The 13,381-nt window shown below is 60.3% G+C and carries 12 protein-coding genes and 1 tRNA gene; 3 read left to right on the top strand and 10 right to left on the bottom strand.

What is annotated here, in order from left to right; genetic code table 11:
* Nucleotides 1-12 precede the first annotated feature (12 nt).
* Together AB4072_RS08130 and AB4072_RS08125 are read left to right on the top strand one after the other, a co-directional pair.
* Entirely contained in the window at nt 13-522 is a 510-nt protein-coding gene (locus AB4072_RS08130; protein ID WP_441966960.1) for a hypothetical protein, read from the top strand.
* 107 nt (nt 523-629) lie between these two features.
* Entirely contained in the window at nt 630-875 is a 246-nt protein-coding gene (locus AB4072_RS08125) for a hypothetical protein (protein WP_441966958.1), read from the top strand.
* Nucleotides 876-942: 67 nt separating this feature from the next.
* Here AB4072_RS08125 and AB4072_RS08120 read toward each other — a convergent pair whose 3' ends face one another.
* The 7 genes from AB4072_RS08120 to AB4072_RS08090 form a co-directional block, all read right to left on the bottom strand.
* A complete protein-coding gene (locus AB4072_RS08120) occupies nt 943-2,184 on the bottom strand; it encodes a Zn-dependent hydrolase (RefSeq protein WP_441966956.1) in 1,242 nt (413 codons plus the stop codon).
* Between the two features lie 94 nt (nt 2,185-2,278).
* Nucleotides 2,279-3,718 carry a dihydropyrimidinase gene (gene hydA / locus AB4072_RS08115; RefSeq protein WP_441966954.1) on the bottom strand — a complete coding sequence of 480 codons (1,440 nt, stop codon included), beginning with the start codon at nt 3,716-3,718 and terminating at the stop codon, nt 2,279-2,281.
* A gap of 129 nt (nt 3,719-3,847) precedes the next feature.
* Nucleotides 3,848-4,837 carry an ABC transporter substrate-binding protein gene (locus AB4072_RS08110; RefSeq protein ID WP_441967272.1) on the bottom strand — a complete coding sequence of 330 codons (990 nt, stop codon included), beginning with the start codon at nt 4,835-4,837 and terminating at the stop codon, nt 3,848-3,850.
* Between the two features lie 35 nt (nt 4,838-4,872).
* A complete protein-coding gene (locus AB4072_RS08105) occupies nt 4,873-5,832 on the bottom strand; it encodes an ABC transporter permease (RefSeq protein WP_441966952.1) in 960 nt (319 codons plus the stop codon).
* The gene (locus tag AB4072_RS08100; RefSeq protein WP_441966950.1) at nt 5,829-6,758 is read right to left on the bottom strand and encodes an ABC transporter permease; all 930 of its coding nucleotides are present in this window, start codon (nt 6,756-6,758) and stop codon (nt 5,829-5,831) included. Before AB4072_RS08100 ends, AB4072_RS08105 begins: the two co-directional genes overlap by 4 nt.
* Nucleotides 6,748-7,647: an ABC transporter ATP-binding protein gene (locus tag AB4072_RS08095; RefSeq protein ID WP_441966948.1), complete on the bottom strand. Its 900-nt coding sequence runs from the start codon at nt 7,645-7,647 to the stop codon at nt 6,748-6,750. Before AB4072_RS08095 ends, AB4072_RS08100 begins: the two co-directional genes overlap by 11 nt.
* A 91-nt stretch (nt 7,648-7,738) precedes the next feature.
* The gene (locus AB4072_RS08090; protein WP_441966946.1) at nt 7,739-9,073 is read right to left on the bottom strand and encodes an aspartate aminotransferase family protein; all 1,335 of its coding nucleotides are present in this window, start codon (nt 9,071-9,073) and stop codon (nt 7,739-7,741) included.
* 125 nt (nt 9,074-9,198) lie between these two features.
* Between AB4072_RS08090 and rutR the strand changes: the two genes are divergently transcribed.
* Nucleotides 9,199-9,864 carry an HTH-type transcriptional regulator RutR gene (gene rutR, locus AB4072_RS08085; RefSeq protein ID WP_441966944.1) on the top strand — a complete coding sequence of 222 codons (666 nt, stop codon included), beginning with the start codon at nt 9,199-9,201 and terminating at the stop codon, nt 9,862-9,864.
* A gap of 82 nt (nt 9,865-9,946) precedes the next feature.
* Here the strand turns inward: rutR and preA are convergent, their stop codons facing one another.
* The 3 genes from preA to AB4072_RS08070 all read right to left on the bottom strand — a co-directional run bounded on the left by preA (nt 9,947) and on the right by AB4072_RS08070 (nt 13,319).
* Nucleotides 9,947-11,275 carry an NAD-dependent dihydropyrimidine dehydrogenase subunit PreA gene (gene preA / locus AB4072_RS08080; RefSeq protein ID WP_441966942.1) on the bottom strand — a complete coding sequence of 443 codons (1,329 nt, stop codon included), beginning with the start codon at nt 11,273-11,275 and terminating at the stop codon, nt 9,947-9,949.
* A 12-nt stretch (nt 11,276-11,287) separates the two neighbouring features.
* Nucleotides 11,288-12,652 carry an NAD(P)-dependent oxidoreductase gene (locus AB4072_RS08075; protein ID WP_441966940.1) on the bottom strand — a complete coding sequence of 455 codons (1,365 nt, stop codon included), beginning with the start codon at nt 12,650-12,652 and terminating at the stop codon, nt 11,288-11,290.
* Nucleotides 12,653-13,243: 591 nt separating this feature from the next.
* Nucleotides 13,244-13,319 (bottom strand) — tRNA-Lys (locus AB4072_RS08070).
* Nucleotides 13,320-13,381: the final 62 nt, after the last annotated feature.

The raw sequence follows: 13,381 nt of genomic DNA, 5'->3' as shown, positions 1-13,381 counted from the left end.
GCGGAGATGAAAATGACCACACCGAAACGCGTCGAGCGTCGCTTGCTCAGTGACGACGAGTTCGAACTGGTCGCACAGACTCATCACCCCGCCCTCGGCATGCTGGAGGAGCCCGACCTGTCCCGTCTGACGAAGCTCATTCGCGAACGACGCGACCGCGCGAAAGATATTGCAAACCGACAACGGCGCGAAGTGCGTGGAAAGGCCCGCACAAGCACGACCTTCGCAGCGAAGGACCTCGGTAATCGACGGAAGGCTGGCGTGCTGAGCGAGGCACTCTCCCGCCTCAATAAGGAAAACGCACGCCGCAATGCGCGAGCACGCCTGAGCGAGAATGCGCAGAAGGCGTTGGAACTCAAGCGCGGCGTCAGTTCCAAGAGCAGACCGACCTCAGGACGAACGGCCGGAAAGGGAATGAAGCCCAGCGAAAACAAGAAACCTGAGCGCATTGGAAGCGAAATGCAGGCCGGGCGTATCTCTCAAGCTGGTAAGAAAGCTCAAGCCAAGCGTGACAATAAATAACGCTTATCTCCGTCAAACGATTTTTCGAAAGTGTCTGCGGGAACGGGCATTCGCCTTTTCCGTTGGCATGGCAGATCGCTCGCGAACACGGGATCGTAGGATCTACCATGCTGACCAAAACCGACTTGGATGAGCCGGCCCGTCTGCAATACGAAACCGTCGGCACGAGAGTCGATGAGAGCGGGCTCGATTGGAATCAGGCGAAGACGTTCACATCGCTTCGCGAAGCCGTTCATTGGGCTATGACGACCGAAGCTCCCGCCGGTCAACACGCTGTCATACGCGCCGCATCCGGTTTGATCCTCAACCCCGATATGCTGGAGGGAATATGGTCGAGCTTGCAGGGGCCGTAGAATGATGAACTGGCGACTTCCCCGCCGCCGGCTATGCTCATCTCTTCCGAACGCGCCCCGGTTCGATCTATAGGCCGAAACGTTGATCGTAGTGCAGCACCGCGTTCAGCAGAACCTGCGCCCCGGCCGAACACTCGTCGAGCGTAGTGCTCTCCGCTTCATTGTGGCTTAGACCACCTTCGCAAGGAACGAAGATCATCGTGGTCGGAGCGACGCGCGCGATATAAGCCGCGTCATGCCCTGCTCCTGAGACCATGTCGCGAGACGGGAAACCCGCCTTCTCGGTCCCTGTGCGCACAGCCGCGATGCAATCGGCATCGAAGCGTACGGCAGGCGAGTCCCAAACCTTCTTCGCCACGGCTTCGAGGCCGATCTCCTTTGCAATGGCGGGGACGGCGTCCATCAACTTGCGCTCCATCACGTCGAGCACCGCATCATCCGGATGACGGAAATCGACAGTGAAGAAGACGTGACCCGGAATCACATTGCGCGAGTTCGGCTTCACCTCCACGAGACCAACCGTGCCGACGGCGGAGGGAGCATGTTCCAACGCAATCTGGTTTACGCGCTCGACGACACGCGCAGCACCAAGAAGAGCATTGGCGCGCAGGCTCATGGGCGTCGAGCCCGTATGCGCCTCTCGCCCGGTGAACTCGACCTCATACCAGCGCATGCCTTGCACGCCCGTGACGACGCCAACGACCTTCCGCTCTGCTTCGAGGATGGGGCCCTGCTCGATATGGAGTTCGAACATCGCGCCGAACTTCACTGAGCCTGGTGCCGCCTCGCCGCGATAGCCGATGCTCTCGATGGCCTCGGCGAAACGCACGCCTTGCCGATCCTCCCGGCTATCCGCGAAAGCGCGATCGAACACGCCGGCATAGACGCCCGAGCCCAACATCGCGGGCGCAAAACGCGAACCTTCCTCGTTCGTCCAGTTTACGAGCATTAACGGTGCGTTCGTCTCGTAGCCGAGATCGTGAAGCGTGCGCATCACCTCCAGCCCGCCGAGCACCCCCAGAATGCCGTCGAACTTGCCACCGGTCGGCTGCGTGTCGAGGTGACTGCCGATTGCAATCGGCTCCACGTCGCTCCGCTTGCCTGGCTTGAAAGCGAACATGTTGCCGACCTGATCGACCGTAACCGTGCAACCAAGCGCCTCGCACTGCCCACGGAACCAGTCGCGCACATCCTTGTCGAGATCGGTCAGGGTGAGCCGACAGATGCCACCCTTGGCAGTGCCGCCGATCCGCGCGGTCTCCATCAGACTGTCCCAAAGACGCTGAGGGTTGATAGTGAGGTTTTGCATGTCTTCAATCTTTCAGATCGTCATCGTGAGGCAACATTCGGAAGGCCCCAGCAGACCGCGCCAGAGCCTTCCGAGAAAACGCCTGCGTTTCGTCTCAGCGCGCCACAGCCTTGGGCGCGGTGTTAGCCTTCAAGCGGCGCTGTGCTTCCGCGAAAGCGGGAAGCGGACGGCGGGAGATGAAACGGCCCTGGCCGCGCTCTGCCCTCACCTGCCCATTTTCCGCCGCCAACTTCCCGCGAAGATAGACGCGCGCGGGAAGACCGGTGAGCTCGAAGCCTTCGAACACATTGTATTCGATGCGGCTCACTTGGTTCTTCGCGGAAACGGTCTTGGTCGCCTTCGGGTCCCAGATCACGATGTCCGCATCCGCTCCAGGCATGATAACGCCCTTCTGCGGATACATGTTGAGAATGCGGGCTGCATTGGCGGAGGTGGCGGCGACGAACTCGTTCGGTGTCAGCCGCCCGGAATTCACGCCCGCGCTCCAGAGCACGGGCATGCGGTCCTCAAGCCCGCCGGTGCCGTTCGGGATCATGCGGAAGTCGTTCTTACCGATGCGCTTCTGCTCCATGGTGAAGGAGCAATGGTCGGTCGCGACCACCTGGAGCGAGCCCGCCTGGAGACCAGCCCAGAGGCTATCCTGATGGGATTTCGGCCGGAATGGAGGCGACATCACGCGCTGCGCGGCATGGTCCCAACTCTTGTTGAGATAGTCCGTTTCATCGAGCACGAGGTGCTGGATCAACGGTTCGCCGAAGACACGTTTTCCTTCCGCACGGGCGCGCGCAATGGCCTCATGCGCCGGCTTCGAGGACGTATGCACCACGTAAAGCGGGCAACCCGCCATATCGGCGATCACGATAGCGCGCTGCGCTGCCTCGCCTTCAACCGCAGGCGGGCGGGAATAGGCGTGGAACTCGGGACCGGTCTTGCCTTGCGCGATGAAGTCCTCCTGCATCTGCGCGACCACGTCACCGTTCTCGGCATGAACGAGAGCGATGGCGCCGAGTTCGGCACAGCGTTTGAAGGAGCGGAAGAGGATGTCGTCATCCACCATCAACGCGCCCTTGTAGGCCATGAAATGCTTGAAGGTGTTCACCCCATGGGTGTTCACGATTTCGCCCATCTCGCGTTCCACCTGCTCGGACCAAGAGGTGATCGCAAGGTGGTAAGAATAGTCGCCCGCCGCCTTCTCCGACTTGCTGCGCCAATCACGATAGGCATCGAGCAAGGATTGGTTCGGACCGGGAATACAGAAATCCACAATCGTCGTGGTGCCGCCTGACAACGCGGCCTTGGTGCCCCACTCGAAGTCGTCCGCCGACACGGTTCCCATGAACAGGAACTCCATGTGCGTATGCGGGTCGATGCCACCGGGCATGACGAATGCGCCGCCTGCGTCGACGATCTCGGCACCGGCGGGCGCTTCGAGATTCTCGCCGACGGCGACGATCCGCTCGCCTTCCACCAGCACATCGGCACGGCGGCTCAGATCGGCATTGACGACGGTGCCGCCGCGAATGAGTAGGGCCATGATGGATGTTTCCTCTGATTGTTTCTTGTGAGGTTTCTGAAATCGACATCCCCTTGTCGGGGAGAAGCTCGAAGCGGGTCGAGCGCGTCCTTCTCCCTTGGGGGGAGAAGGACAGGTTTTTGAAGATCGTTACTTGATGGCGTCCGTGACGGCGCTGCTCCAAGCGCCTTCCGGCTTCTTGGTGATCACAGGAGCATCGCCGCCTGCGGCGAGCAGGGTCGCAACCGTGCGATCGTAATCGGCCGGATCGAGTTTACCCTTGCTCGAAGTGTCAAGAAGCTTGGCGATTTCGGCGGCCATGCGCTTCTGGTGCTTCTCCGTCTGCGCGCCGGAAGCGTCGTTGTCGAGGACGATTTTGGCCGCCTCATCGGGGTTCTGGCGCATGTAATCCCAACCCTTCTGCGAGGCTGCGACGAACTTCGCCATCTTGGCGACGAAGGCCGGATCTTTCAGCTTGTCCTGCATGACATAGAGGCCGTCTTCCAACGTCGCGACGCCCTGGTCCTCATATTTGAAGACGACCAGTTGCTCTGGCTTGAAGCCCGCATCGATGACCTGCCAATATTCATTATAGGTCATGGTCGAGATGCAATCGGCCTGCTTCTGGATGAGCGGGTCGACATTGAAGCCTTGCTTCAGAACCTTCACGCCGCCGGCCGATCCATCGGTCTTGAAGCCTAGCTTCGCCATCCAGGCGAGGAACGGGTATTCGTTGCCCGAGAACCAGACGCCGAGCGTGCGTCCTTTAAGGTCTTGCGGAGATTTGATGCCGGTCTCCGCGCGACAAGTCAGCATCATGCCCGACTTCTTGAACGGCTGAGCAATGTTGACGAGCGCCACGCCCTTCTCGCGCGCAGCGAGAGCCGACGGCATCCAGTCCACGACAACATCGGCGCCGCCACCGGCGATCACTTGAGGCGGTGCAATGTCCGGTCCGCCCGGCTTGACGGTCACGTCGAGGCCGGCCTCTTTGTAAAAGCCTTTATCCTTGGCGACGTAGTAGCCCGCGAACTGCGCCTGGGTGACCCATTTGAGCTGAATCGTGACCTTGTCGGCCTGTGCGGATGCGGCAGTAGTGAAGCCGAGCGCGAGTGCGCCGGCCAGTAGAACGCTTCTCATCATTCTTCTCTCCTCCTACGCCGCCCGCTGTTCCCTTATGTGCGGTACGACGGATGCCAAAAAGTTGCTGCGCGCTCGATGAGAGCGACAAGACCGTAGAAAATCGATCCCGCGAGAGCCGCGAGCGCGATCTCGGCCCACACCATGTCGAGGGACATGCGGGCGACCTCGATGGAGATCCGGAAGCCCATGCCCACGATAGGGGTGCCGAAAAACTCGGCGACGATTGCGCCGATCAAGGCGAGCGTCGAATTGATTTTCAGAGCGTTGAAGATGAACGGCAGCGCGACGGGAAGCCGAAGCTTCACGAGCGTCGTCCAGTAGCCCGCCGCATAAGAATGCATGAGATCCCGCTCGAGCCGACCTGTCGCCGCCAAACCGGCCACGGTGTTCACAAGCATGGGGAAGAAGGTCATCACCACCACGACCGCTGCCTTTGACGGCCAGTCGAAGCCGAACCACATGACCATGATCGGCGCGATGCCGATGACCGGAAGCGCCGAGACGAAATTGCCGAGCGGCAGAAGCCCTCGCCTCAAGAATGGAATGCGGTCCGCGATGATGGCGACGAGGAAACCTGAGAGGCAGCCCATCACGTAGCCGGACAGCACCGATTTCAAGAAGGTCTGAATGAAATCGTCGCGCAGTACCGGCAACGAGGCGGCGAAACGGCTGCCGATCGCCGAGGGAGCCGGCATGAGGACGGATGGAACGCCTGCGCCGACAACAACGATCTCCCAAAGGAAGAACAGGAAGGCCCCGAAGAATATCGGCACGCAAAGTCCCACCAGACGACGCGCGGTGGGTGTCTTGGGACGCAGGTTTGAGAGGCCGCTCAACGCAAAGGCGGCCGCAATCCATAGGGCGATAATGAATGCCCAGAAGCCGAAGCCTGCCTGGCCCGATACGCCCGGACTATGGACAAGCTTCAAGGCGTACACACAGCTCAGAAATACGAGCGGCGTCAGAATGGAGGCGCGACGAAGGGCACTCATGCGGGGCGCGCTCCCATGCTGCGGTTCACGATGCGCTCCGCAAGACTGACGATGGCAACGAGCAGGGAAGCGAGGATGGCCGCACCGATGAGCGCTGCCCAGATCTGGATCGTCTGGCCATAATAGGACCCGGCGAGAAGCCGGGCGCCGAGACCGGCCTGCGCTCCTGTCGGCAATTCACCCACGATGGCGCCGACGAGACTGATGGCGATCGCTACCTTCAGGCCCGTAAAGAGGTAGGGCAGCGAGGCCGGGAGACGCAGCTTCCAGAATGTCTGCGCAACCGACGCCGAGTAGGTGCGCATCAGATCGCGTTGCATGGGATCGGGTGAGGTCAGCCCCTTCACCATGCTGATCGTGATGGGAAAGAAACAGAGATAGGCGGAGATGATCGCCTTCGGGAACAGACCCGTAATGCCGATGGAACCGAGAACGACGATGATGATCGGTGCAATGGCGAGGATCGGGATCGTCTGCGAAGAGATGATCCAGGGCAGGAGGCTTCGCTCCAAGGTCTTCACATGGACGATGAGCACTGCGAGCACGCTTCCAAGCAGAGCGCCGAGACCGAAGCCGAGGAGCGTGGAGGAAAGCGTCACCCACGCATGAAACAGAAGGCTTCGCCGGGACGTGATCGCCGTATCGATCACGGTTTTCTTCAACTCGATGAGGACCTGATGGGGAGCCGGAAGCATCGGCCGCTCCTGATCCATCGTGGCAAACAGGATCTCCCCCGTGGAGCGCTGCTCGCCTGCCCGGCTGAAAGCATCCGCCGTGCCTTGCCAGTTCATCAGGATGGCGGCTGCATACCAGATCGCCAGGATCGCCAGCACGACGACGAGAACGGGCCCCGCGTTTCCCTCTCCGAAACGAGACGCCTTGCGAGCTGACGGACGCGCGGGAAGGCTCATTGCCTCAGTCGTCATAGGAATGCCCTGCCCTCAGGCCCTCGCGGACCCTGTGTGCGATCTTCAGGAATTCCGGTGACTCACGAATTTCGAGTTTACGCTCGCGGCCCAAATGGCTTGCATCGATCACGTCGATGATGCGTCCGGGGCGCGGCGACATCACTACGATCTTGGAGGATAGAAACACCGCCTCCGGAATCGAGTGGGTAACGAAGAGCACCGTCTTGCGGGTCTTGTCCCAGAGCTGGAGGAGTTGTGCGTTCAGGTGGTCGCGCACAATCTCGTCGAGCGCCCCGAAAGGCTCGTCCATGAGGAGGAGTTTCGGATCGAAGGAAAGCGCGCGGGCAATCGAGGCCCGCTGCTGCATGCCACCGGAGAGCTGCCAAGGGAACTTGTTCTCGAACCCCTTCAGGTTCACGAGTTCGAGCTGACGCTGGGCGCGCTCCCTCCGCTCGGCCTTGGAGTGCCCGAAAATTTCGAGCGGCAGTTCGACATTCTTTTGAATGGTGCGCCAGGGATAGAGCGCCGGAGCCTGAAAGATGAAACCATAGTCGCGCCGCAGGCGGGCCTCGCTGGGGCTCACGCCGTTCACGTGGATGTGGCCGCCATTCGGCTGTTCGAGATCCGCAATGACGCGCAAGAGCGTGGTCTTTCCGCAGCCTGATGGACCGATGAAGGAGACGAACTCCCCTTCAGCGATCTGCAGATCGACGTTCGAGAGCGCATAGACCGGGCCATCGGCAGCTTCATAGGTGAGAGACAGGCCCTTGATGTCGACCACAGGTGCATGAGCGGACGCTTCGGTTGCAGGCGTTGCCCTCCTGATAAGTCCCGACGGTGCGCCGATGCCGCCCATGAAGTCCCCCTCGGTTACACGCTTCAGCACTGTCGCTCCCTTAAGCTGCACCAGTCTCACTCCCTATGGCAAGGATCATGCCAGCCGACTTTCGCCGGATATCCAACCCGGACGTTGCGGAACTTTGCTCCGTTCCTGAGCATCATGCCGCCGCTTTCAGCACATCGCCGATCGTGCCGATGAGTTGATCGATCTGCTCCTTCGAGATGATCAGCGGAGGCGAGAGCGCGATGATGTCGCCGGTCGTGCGGATCAAGACGCCTCGCTCGAAGCATTCCAGGAATACCGAGAAGGCACGCTTGGTCGGCTCACCTGCTATCGACTCCAACTCGATCGCGCCGACGAGGCCGATATTGCGGATGTCGATGACGTGCTTGGTGCCCTTGAGCGAATGGAGCGCCTGTTCCCAATAGGGCCCAAGTTCCGCGCCTCGGGTGAGAAGACCCTCATCCGCATAAGTGTCGAGCGTGCCTATGCCTGCAGCGCAAGCCAGAGGATGCGCTGAATAGGTATAACCGTGGAAGAACTCGATCAGGTGTTCGGGCCCTGTCATGAAGGCCTCGTAGATTTCCGATTTCACGAAAACCGCACCCATAGGAACCACGCCGTTCGTGACGCCCTTGGCGGTAATCATGATATCGGGGATGACGTCGAAGTAATCGGCGGCAAACGGCGTGCCGAGGCGTCCGAAGCCTGTGATGACCTCATCGAAGATCAGCAGGATGCCATGCTTGTCGCAGATCTCGCGCAAGCGCTTGAGATAGCCCTTCGGCGGGATGAGCACACCCGTGGAGCCCGCAACAGGCTCAACGATGACGGCTGCAATGGTGGAAGCGTCGTGGAGCGTAATGACGCGCTCGAGATCTTCCGCAAGTTCGACACCGTGTTCCGGTTCGCCTTTAGTGAAGGCGTTGCGGGCGGGATCGTGAGTGTGGCGGATATGATCGACGCCGGACAACAGCGTTCCGAACATCTTGCGGTTGGACACGATGCCGCCCACCGAGATGCCGCCGAAATTCACGCCGTGATAGCCGCGCTCGCGACCGATGAGCCGGGTGCGAGACCCCTGCCCTTTCACACGTTGATAGGCGAGCGCGATTTTGAGAGCCGTCTCGACCGATTCCGAACCGGAATTGGTGAAGAAGACGTGATCGAGGCCTTCGGGAGAAATCTGTACGAGTCGCGAGGCAAATTCGAAAGCCTTCGGATGGCTCATCTGGAAAGCCGGCGCGTAATCGAGCTCCGCGACCTGACGCTGTACCGCTTCCACGATCTTCGGTCGTCCGTGACCTGCATTCACGCACCATAGGCCCGCAGTCCCGTCGAGGATCGGACGACCGTCGTCGGTGTAGTAGTGCATGTCCTGAGCGCTCGCGAGAAGACGCGGCGTCTTCTTGAATTGCCTGTTCGCCGTGAACGGCATCCAGAACGCGGCAAGGTCGTTGGGGATCGGACGCCTCATTGGCACGACGTTCATAGCTCTATCCTCCTGAGATCGGACGCCTTGGTAAGCGTTGCTATGTATGATTGATTGGTTGCTCTTGCCGGAGTGTTCCTCCGCAACGTAAAGTCGATATCGAGAGCAGCATGAAGGGATGTTCGGTGGCTGACGAGGCTTGGTCGGGAGTGCAAACCCCCACGCGCAAGACGACGCGAATGGGCGAAGCGAATGCGGAACGCATCCTCGATGCGGCGCTCGAAATTTTTGCAGCTTACGGATACCAGGGCGCGCGCGTCGACCAGATTGCTGCGGCGGCCGGTTTGTCGAAGCCCAACCTTCTCTATTATTTTCGCACGAAGGAAGAACTCTACACCGCTGTCCTTCGGCGAACCCTCGACATGTGGCTGGAGCCGCTTCGGGAACTCGATGCGCTGAGCGACCCCCGCGTGGCGCTGAGCGCTTATATCGCCCGCAAGCTCGACTACTCCCGTAGCCAGCCGGTCGCCTCGCGTCTGTTCGCCATGGAAATGCTGCAAGGCGCCCCGCATCTGACCGCGGCTCTCGGCGGCACCCTTCTCGAACTCGTCGAAGTCAAGTCTCGCATCATAGAGGGCTGGATCAACGAGGGGCGCTTGCGCCCTATCGACCCCAAGCACCTCATCTTCGCGATCTGGGCAACGACGCAGCACTACGCCGATTTCAGCACCCAGATCCGCGCGTTGACGGGTAAGGGCATCGAGGACGACGATTTCTACGAGACCACCCGGGACATGCTGTCGCGAATCATTCTCGACGGCGTTCTGCCGCCTGAAGGTCAACCGCGATAGCGTCAAAGCCGTCATACTGGCGATCTTCCAATATCGAGATGCAAATAGAAACGGCGCCGGGTGACCGGCGCCGTCAAGCAGTTCATTCAGCAGGTTCTGCCGGCTGCAGAGGTTTCACCGACATCGGATTGTTGGGATGCTGGGTCCAATTGAGATAGGAGCCGTCAACCATGCGGCCCGTCCGAAGGTCGACTTCGTTCATCAGAGGCTCCATGGTGATGCAGTTCTCGATGGGGCAAATGCTGGCGCAAAGGTTACAGCCCACGCACTCCTCGTCAATCACCTCGAAATGGCGTGCGCCGTTGACGAGGTTGGTGATCGCCTGGTGCGACGTGTCTTCACACGCCTCGTGGCAGCGGCCGCACTTGATGCAAAGATCCTGATCGATCCGTGCTTTCACCGCATAGTTGAGATTGAGATACTGCCAGTCGGTGACATTCGGCACCGCCGCGCCGACGAAGTCGGAGATCTTGGTATAACCTCGTTCATCCATGAACGCTTCAAGCCCCGTGATCATCTCCTGGACGATCTTGAAGCCATAAACCATGGCTGCGGTGCAAACCTGCACCGTGCCGCAACCCAACGAGATGAACTCCGCCGCGTCACGCCACGTTTCGATTCCGCCGATGCCGGACATCGGCAAGCCGCGCGTCGCCGGCGAGCGGGCAATTTCAGCCACCATGTTGAGGGCTATCGGCTTCACCGCCGGGCCGCACATGCCGCCATGGGTGGCCTTGCCATCCGTGTGCGGCCTCGGAACCATAAGGTCGAGATCGACACCGACAATCGAGTTGATGGTGTTGATGAGAGAGACCGCATCCGCCCCACCGCGTTTCGCCGCCTCAGCGGGCTTGCGGATGTCGGAGATGTTGGGCGTGAGCTTTACGATCACCGGCATACGCGAATAGGTTTTGCACCAACGCGTGACCATCTCGACGTATTCCGGCACTTGGCCCACCGCCGCGCCCATGCCGCGCTCGGACATGCCGTGCGGACAGCCGAAATTGAGTTCGATGCCGTCCGCCCCCGTAGCTTCGACACGCGGGAGAATCTTCTTCCAAGCCTCTTCCTCGCAGGGCACCATGAGAGACACGACGATGGCCCGGTCCGGCCAGCGCTTCTTCATCTCGGTGATCTCCTGGAGATTTATCTCGAGAGATCGGTCGGTGATGAGTTCGATGTTGTTGAACGCGGTAATCCGCCGATCAGTCCCGTGCACGACGCCGTAACGAGGGCCAGAGACATTGACGACCGGCGGCCCTTCCTCGCCGAGGGTCTTCCACACGACACCGCCCCACCCGGCGCGAAAGGCGCGCTCGATGTTATAGGCCTTGTCGGTCGGCGGCGCGGAGGCAAGCCAGAAGGGGTTCGGAGATTTGATGCCGCAGAAATTGACGCTGAGATCGGCCATGGAGCCCTCCTCTTATTCCGCCGCCATGGGCACGAAGCCCTGGAGGGTATGATTGATGGACAAAGCGGCCTGCTTTCCGTCTTCAACGGCGACAACGGTGAGGTCTCGCCCACCCGCTGCGCAATCACCACCGGCCCAGACACCTGCAAGGGAGGTGCGGCGCTCATCGTCTACCGCAATGCGACCGGAGGCGAGGTCGAGCGTATCGCTCGATCCCTCGATATGCTGCGGCACGAAGAGCTGGCCGATGGCCTTGAAGAGCTGATCGGCCGGTAGCTCGAAGGTCTCACCGGTATCGACAAGCCGCCCATCCTTCTCCACCGTTGCGGCGAAGGAGACGGAACGGAGTGCGCCGTTTTCTCCGCGGACAGCAAGCGGTCGTGCCCAATGGCGAACCACGACACCTTCGGTCAGCGCGAGTTCCTGCTCATAGCGGCTTGCGCCCATCTGCTCCGCGCTGCGACGATAGACGATCGTCACCTCTTCGGCGCCGAGCTTCTTTGCCTGCACAGCCGCGTCGACGGCGGTCATGCCGCCGCCAATCACCACCACGCGACGACCAATCGGCAAGGTTGAGAGATTCACCGTTTGACGCAAGGCCTCGATGAAGGCCACCGCATCCTCGACACCGCGCAGCCCCGCATCGTCGACGCCAAGCGCATTCACAGCCTGAAGACCGAGGCCAAGGAAGACCGCATCGAAGTCACGGCGAAGATCGGCCAGCGTGAAATCGCGACCAAGCGCTTGATTACAGCGCAACTCGATGCCGCCGACGCTGAGGATCCAGTCCACCTCGGCTTGAGCGAAGTTGTTCGTGGATTTGTAGGATGCAATGCCATGCTCATTGAGCCCACCCGGCTTTTGCCGAGCGTCGAGAACGACCACATCGTAGCCGAGCGTCGCGAGCTTATGGGCGCAGGAAAGGCCGGCGGGGCCGGCGCCGACCACGGCGACGCGTTTCCCATTTCGAGCGCCTTGCTTGTAGAGCTTCCGCCCGGAGGTCATCACGGCGTCGGTCGCGTGGCGCTGCAGCTGCCCGATGATCACCGGCTTGCCTTCCGCATCGTTTCGCACGCAGGCTTGTTCGCAGAGCGTCTCGGTCGGGCAGACACGAGCGCACATGCCGCCAAGGATATTGGAATCGAGGATGGTCTTGCCGGCCCCTTGTGCATTCCCCGTCGAGATCTGTCGGATGAAAAGCGGGATGTCGATGCTTGTCGGGCAGGCCGCCACACAGGGTGCGTCGTAGCAAAAAAGACAGCGCTCTGCCGCGACCCGAGCCTCGTGGCCATTGAGTGGCTCATAGAGATCGGAGAAAGCCTTCGCACACTCGTCAGGCGCGAGCCGCCCGGCACGGATATCCGGAGCTGAAGTCATGAGTCCTCCTGCCCGCTCCAGGCGGGGCTTTCAGGCTATCGAACCGTTCACCTCGGCCCGCCTCTCAAGGGGCAAGCTCATTGATTTGACCAGATGATCAAAGATTTAGAATGATGTCAAACTACATCGAAAAGGTGGCAGCACATCGACGCTGTTCGAACCGGGAACCGAAGCGCAGGCAAGGGGGCTTCGCCGGATCCTTCATGTGGAGAATGGCAGTCAGAGGACGTAAAAGTCCTGTAGGCGCACTTGCGGTCGTTCAACGCTTGCCCCCGAGGAAACAAAAGCCATCGGAGCGATCGTAGATTTCGAGAACTTTCAAGCTCTTCGAAAAAACGTTGCGAAAAAACGTTGATAGAACCGACTGACGACGTGGTTCAGCTTCGACGAGCGACAGATCAGAAAGAATTGCCGCTTCGATGTCGTTCGCACCGCCTCGCTCTCCGTCCAAGAAACTCTCTCCTGAACGACACGAACGACCGAACGCGCGATGCTCCGGAGGAAGAATGCAAAAACAAGCTGAGAACAAAAGCCAGCGACATCGGGCGCTTTTGCCCGCTTCTCAATCTTCTGAAATTCTTGGGAAATAAGTGGTGGGCGCACTAGGGCTCGAACCTAGGACCCGCTGATTAAGAGTCAGCTGCTCTACCAACTGAGCTATGCGCCCACTTACTTCTAAGTGTCTGGTGAAAGACACTTTAATTCGTTCGGCGGCTTGGTTTCCGCTGA

It is taken from the genome of Microvirga sp. 2MCAF38, assembly GCF_052115485.1.
GTDB lineage: Bacteria > Pseudomonadota > Alphaproteobacteria > Rhizobiales > Beijerinckiaceae > Microvirga.
This window is presented reverse-complemented; position numbering and strand designations above follow the sequence as displayed.

Excerpts from the sequence above, each read along its gene's own strand:
- AB4072_RS08130 (WP_441966960.1), top strand. The coding sequence starts at position 13 with ATGACCACACCGAAACGCGTCGAGCGTCGCTTGCTCAGTGACGACGAG.
- AB4072_RS08125 (WP_441966958.1), top strand. The coding sequence starts at position 630 with ATGCTGACCAAAACCGACTTGGATGAGCCGGCCCGTCTGCAATACGAA.
- AB4072_RS08120 (WP_441966956.1), bottom strand. The coding sequence starts at position 2,184 with ATGCAAAACCTCACTATCAACCCTCAGCGTCTTTGGGACAGTCTGATG.
- hydA (WP_441966954.1), bottom strand. The coding sequence starts at position 3,718 with ATGGCCCTACTCATTCGCGGCGGCACCGTCGTCAATGCCGATCTGAGC.
- AB4072_RS08110 (WP_441967272.1), bottom strand. The coding sequence starts at position 4,837 with ATGAGAAGCGTTCTACTGGCCGGCGCACTCGCGCTCGGCTTCACTACT.
- AB4072_RS08105 (WP_441966952.1), bottom strand. The coding sequence starts at position 5,832 with ATGAGTGCCCTTCGTCGCGCCTCCATTCTGACGCCGCTCGTATTTCTG.
- AB4072_RS08100 (WP_441966950.1), bottom strand. The coding sequence starts at position 6,758 with ATGACGACTGAGGCAATGAGCCTTCCCGCGCGTCCGTCAGCTCGCAAG.
- AB4072_RS08090 (WP_441966946.1), bottom strand. The coding sequence starts at position 9,073 with ATGAACGTCGTGCCAATGAGGCGTCCGATCCCCAACGACCTTGCCGCG.
- preA (WP_441966942.1), bottom strand. The coding sequence starts at position 11,275 with ATGGCCGATCTCAGCGTCAATTTCTGCGGCATCAAATCTCCGAACCCC.
- AB4072_RS08075 (WP_441966940.1), bottom strand. The coding sequence starts at position 12,652 with ATGACTTCAGCTCCGGATATCCGTGCCGGGCGGCTCGCGCCTGACGAG.